The organism is Kitasatospora sp. NPDC040550 (assembly GCF_055594965.1).
Genome location: NZ_JBVIWC010000060.1, coordinates 1 through 5,265, shown reverse-complemented (window position 1 = coordinate 5,265; position 5,265 = coordinate 1). Strand labels below are relative to the sequence as shown.

Annotated in this window: 3 protein-coding genes and 2 pseudogenes; all 5 read left to right on the top strand. The window is 71.3% G+C overall.

Going from position 1 to position 5,265, the window contains the following annotated elements:
- Window positions 1-95 (top strand): annotated as a pseudogene (locus ACZ58X_RS40145) (ATP-binding protein); the annotation flags it as partial.
- 439 nt (window positions 96-534) lie between these two features.
- Entirely contained in the window at window positions 535-3,903 is a 3,369-nt protein-coding gene (locus tag ACZ58X_RS40140; protein ID WP_470338510.1) for a nitrate- and nitrite sensing domain-containing protein, read from the top strand.
- 10 nt (window positions 3,904-3,913) lie between these two features.
- The gene (locus tag ACZ58X_RS40135) at window positions 3,914-4,327 is read left to right on the top strand and encodes a roadblock/LC7 domain-containing protein (protein WP_097236138.1); all 414 of its coding nucleotides are present in this window, start codon (window positions 3,914-3,916) and stop codon (window positions 4,325-4,327) included.
- 161 nt (window positions 4,328-4,488) lie between these two features.
- Entirely contained in the window at window positions 4,489-5,145 is a 657-nt protein-coding gene (locus ACZ58X_RS40130) for a DUF742 domain-containing protein (RefSeq protein ID WP_470338509.1), read from the top strand.
- A pseudogene (locus ACZ58X_RS40125) lies at window positions 5,126-5,265 on the top strand (ATP-binding protein); the annotation flags it as partial. The gene ACZ58X_RS40130 and the pseudogene ACZ58X_RS40125, both read left to right, overlap by 20 nt.

The following is a 5,265-nucleotide window of genomic DNA, read 5'->3' as shown; positions in this document are numbered from 1 at the left end:
CCCCCGTCATCACCCTCGACGCCCGCCGACGCGACAGCGCCAAGAGCGCCCTCATCACCCTCGTCGAACACGCCCTCCTCGCCCGACTCCGCTGAGCCTGAAGAGGGCGCACGGGCACCGGTGGGCGCGCGAGCACCCGCGGGAACCGAGCGGCCCCGGCGAACCGTCACACTGACGGGGCGCCGGGGCGGCGGTGCTTTACCGGCCGGTGTCCTCCCGGGGCCGCGCGCAAGACCCGTGTATAAGCAGCGGATAACAGTTCGGTAGGCATTTTGTGATCAACAATGACGCAGCGTGGCGAATCAGCGTCACTCAGCGCCAGATCACCACGGTTTTGCTCCGTCATGTCGTTGATTGTCCGTATTGTTCCGACGCGGGTGCCTTGCGACGGCTGTTTGTCCCCCATCCCTGCACGTGCTGAAATTCCAGCTACCCCTGAACATCCCGCGCCGGCCTTCCGGCGGCGGGCCAGGGCCCCGGGGGTAGCGCTGGATTGATCCATGGCCGGCAAGTCGGCCGAGAGGTAGTAGTCGAGTGAGGCGTAAGCAGCAACCCGCCCCGCAGCGGCGCTCCGAGCCCCGCCAGAGCGCGCCGAACGGCGGCGCCGCGGAACCGGCCGGATTCTCCGCGTTCACTCCCACCGAGGAGCGTCCCCAGACCACCCCGGCCCCCAAGCCCCCGACGGCCTCCACGGAGCCGCGCACGGGTGCGGCGGGTCAGTCAGGCGAGGGCGGGCCGTCCAGCCGGTACGACTTCCTCCGTCCGCGCAACTGGCGCGTGCCGACCCGACTGATCGCGATCCTGCTGATCCCCGTGATCATCAGTCTCGTCTTCGGCGGTCTGCGAGTGAACACCTCGGTCGACGGCTACATCAAGGCCTCCAAGGCCGAGAAGACCGCCGAGCTCGCCAAGGCGGCGACCGAACTCGCCGAAGCGCTCGAGAACGAGCGCGACAAGACCCTGATACCCCTGATCACCGGGCAGGACCCGAACAACGAGGTCGCCAAGCGCCGCGCCGACACCGACGCCGCGCTCAAGGCCTACAACGCCGCGTACGACGCCTCCGACAAGTCCGGCGAGCTCCCGCGCCGCCACGAGGCCTTCCAGACCCTGGTGGTCGACCTCCCGCACCTGCGGCAGGTCGCCTACGGCAAGGAGCTGTTCGCCAGCGCCACCGCGAGCGCCTACTCGGCGATGTTCGCGCCGCTGCTGGCCTACGACAACTCGGTCGGCAACGGCTCCGCCAACGCCACCAGCAAGGGCCGCGCGATCTACGCGATGTCGCTGGCCAAGGCCTCCGCCTCGACCCAGCGCTCGCTGATGCTGAGCCTGCTGGTCGGTGCCTCGCAGGGCGTGACCACGCGCTACGAGAACCAGGACATGACCCAGCAGATCCTGGTCGCGGAGAAGCTGGAGCAGGTCTCGCTCTCCGAGTTCAACACCGGTGCCGCGCCCGAGGACGCCCGCAAGTACGCGGACGCCCAGGTCGCCCTGGCCACCGCCCAGGACCGCTCGGCCTACAAGATGCCGAACGGCGCCGCGCCCACCATGCAGGGCCTGCTGGCGCTCGCCGCCAACTACGCCGAGGCCGCCGCCATCGGGCAGCAGAAGGGCAAGGCCGCCGCCGACGCCGCGTACGCCGAGGCCAAGAACTCCGGTCTGACCCCGGACAACTGGAACCAGGCCGCCGGATCCCACATCCAGGCCCTGCGGAACACCGAAGTCGCGCTGCTGGACGCCGTCCTCACCGACTCCCGCAACCTCAAGGACAACGCGCTCTACGACGCCATCCTCAACACGGTCATCGTCGTCGCCGCACTGATCCTGGCCGGCCTGCTCACCGGCTACGTCGCCCGCTCGATGATCCTCGGCATGCGCACCCTGCGCAGCGCCGCGCTGGAGATCGCCGACCACCGCCTGCCGGACCTGGTCGAGAAGCTCTCCAAGACCGACCCGGACCGGGTCGACACCTCGGTGACCGCGATCCCGCTGCACGGCAAGGACGAGATCGGCGAAGTCGCCCGGGCCTTCGACCAGGTCCACCAGCAGGCCGTGGCGCTCGCCGCCGAGCAGGCCCTGCTGCGAGGGAACGTCAACGCGATCTTCACCAACCTGTCGCGCCGCAGCCAGGGCCTCATCCAGCGCCAGCTGGCGCTGATCACCGACCTGGAGAACAACGAGGCCGACCCGGACCAGCTGGAGAACCTCTTCAAGCTGGACCACCTCGCGACCCGTATGCGCCGCAACGGTGAGAACCTCCTCGTCCTCGCCGGCGAGGAGGCCGGCCGCCGCTGGAACACCCCGGTCCCGCTGGTCGACGTGCTGCGCGCCGCCGCCTCCGAGGTGGAGCAGTACGAGCGCGTCGAGCTGTCCGGCATCCCCGAGGTCGAGGTCGTCGGCGCCGCCGTGACCGACCTCGTCCACCTGCTCGCCGAGCTGCTGGAGAACGCCACCTCGTTCTCCAGCCCGCAGACCCGGGTGCTGGTCAACGCGACCCGCCTGCCGGACGGCCGGGTGCTGGTCGAGATCCACGACAAGGGCATCGGCCTCACCGCCGACGACTTCGCGGAGATCAACGAGAAGCTGGCCGAGCCGCCCACGGTCGACGCCACCATCTCCCGCCGCATGGGCCTCTTCGTGGTCGGCCGGCTCTCCCAGCGGCACGACATCCGCGTCCAGCTCCGCCCGTCCGGCGAGTCCGCCGGCACCACCTCGCTGGTCATGCTCCCGCCGTTCGTCACCAAGTCCGCGGTGGCGCCGGAGCCGGAGGAGCAGTTCACCGTCTCCCGGATCTTCGCCGACCAGGAGCCGACCGCCGATTGGGCCCCGGACAACCGCAACCGCAGCGCCGCCGAGCTCGGCTTCGACGACCACCTCACCGGCATCGGCAACGCCGGCTCCTCCGGGTTCAGCCCGGCCCTGGAGGCCGTCCAGCGCTCGCAGCGCCTCGACCAGGTCCGCCGCGCGGCCCTGGAGGGCGGCCCGCAGGAGCAGGTGCTGGACGCCGAGGTCGAGGAGGACTACCAGCAGGGCTACGACCAGTACGCCCCGCAGCAGGGCTACCAGCAGGGCTCCTACTCGGACGACCGGTACAGCGCCGACGACCAGTACGGCTACGACCAGGGCGGCTACCAGCAGGACGAGTACGCCCAGGACGGCTACGGCCAGTACCCGCAGCAGGGTTACGACCAGGGCTACGCCGACGACCGCTACGGCTACGACCAGGGCGGCTACCAGCAGGACGAGTACGCCCAGGACGGCTACGGCCACCAGGCCCAGGAGGCCCCCGCGGGCCACCCGTACGCCCCGGAGCCGCCCGCCCTGCCCGCCGCCGAGCCCGCGCCGGCCCCCGCCACCACCCTGCCGTCCGGGCTGCCCCAGCGCCGCCCCGGCCAGCAGCTGGCGAACGGCGGCCCGGGCAGCGCCCCGGCCGGCCTGAACCCGTCCGGGGACACCCCGAACTGGTTCGCCGGCGCCAAGGACACCTCGGCGGCGCCCGTCGAGTCCCGCGGCCACGACGTGTCCGCACTGGGCGGCTACGGCCCGACCGGCCCGACCGCCTCCCCCTGGCAGTCGCCGAACGACGGTGACTGGCAGCGGGCCGAGCAGCTGCGCGAGCCCTCGTCCGCCGGCACCACCGGGGCCGGACTGCCCCGGCGCGTGCCCAAGCAGAACCTGGTGCCCGGCAACGCCAAGCCGACCCCGCAGGAAGGGCCGCAGGTCTCCCGCAGCCCCGAGGAGGTCCGTGGCCGCCTCACCAACCTGCGCCGCGGTGTCGAGCAGGGCCGCAGCGCCGGCAACACCGGAAGCTTCCGGATCGACCCCGATCAGGTAGACCAGTCCGGCAACGGACAGAACCGGAGCACCGATCTCTTCGGCGGCTCGAACCACCAGGAGCGTTGAGTTGACTCAGATGAGCCAGGCCGCACAGAACCTGAACTGGCTGATCACCAATTTCGTGGACAACACCCCCGGGGTGTCCCACACGGTGGTGGTCTCCGCGGACGGCCTCCTGCTGTGCATGTCGGAAGGCTTCCCGCGCGACCGCGCCGACCAGCTCGCCGCCGTCGCCTCCGGCCTCACCTCCCTCACCTCCGGCGCCAGCCGGATCTTCGAAGGCGGCGAGGTCAACCAGACCGTCGTCGAGATGGAGCGCGGCTTCCTGTTCCTGATGGCCATCAGCGACGGCTCCGCCCTCGCGGTCCTCGCCTCCCCCGACTCCGACATCGGTCTGGTCGGGTACGAGATGGCCCTGCTCGTCGACCGGGCCGGCGCCGTCCTCACCCCCGCGCTCCGCGCAGAACTCCAGGGCAGTCTCCTGCACTGACGGTTCGTCGGATACCGTCCAGGTATTCGAAGTACCTCCGCGTCCTTCCCGGGCCCGCTTCGGCGGGCTCGGGTTCGGACGTTGTACGGCCTTCGCACCACCGGCTCCGGACTCGTACCGAAGCCCGCACCGCACCGCCGCACCTTGTGAGGAGAGGAACCGTGACACCGCCCGACGACCGCAGCGGCCAGTACGGCGTTCCGTACCCTGGCACGGGCCACGACGCCTTCGGAGCACCCGGCGCCGGCCACGGTCAGCAGTACGGTCGGCACCAGTACGGCCAGCCCCAGCAGCACCCGTACGCCCGGCCCGAGGAGCAGTACGGCCAGTACGACCCGTACGCCCGGCCGCAGCCCGCCTTCGACACCCCGCCGCCCGGCTACCCGACGCCGCCCGGCCAGGTGCCCACCCCGGCCCCCGGCCGCCGGCCGGCCCAGGAACCCGGGCACATCGAGGAGTTCGAGGACGAGCAGGACTCCGGCCCGCTGATCCGGCCCTTCGCCATGACCGGCGGTCGCACCCGGCCCCGCTACGAACTCGCGCTGGAGGCCCTGGTCTCCGCCGACGTCGATCCGCAGCGCCTGGCCACCCTCCTCCCCGAGCACCAGCGGATCTGCACGCTGTGCACGGAGGTCAAGTCCGTCGCCGAGGTCTCGGCACTGCTCTCACTTCCCCTGGGAGTCGCCCGGATCCTCGTGGCCGACCTGGCCGAGGCCGGCCTCGTCGCCATCCACCAGCCCGCTTCCGGGGGCGAATCCGGAAACCAGCCCGACGTCACGCTGCTCGAAAGGGTCCTCAGTGGACTTCGCAAGCTCTAACGCGGCCGCCCCCACCCGCGCCACCACCTCCGCGAAGATCGTCATCGCGGGCGGCTTCGGTGTCGGCAAGACCACGCTCGTCGGCGCCGTCTCCGAGATCAACCCCCTGCGCACCGAAGC

What these genes read in the sequence shown, in the direction of transcription:
- ACZ58X_RS40135 (WP_097236138.1), top strand. Translation starts at nt 3,914, where the DNA reads ATGAGCCAGGCCGCACAGAACCTGAACTGGCTGATCACCAATTTCGTG.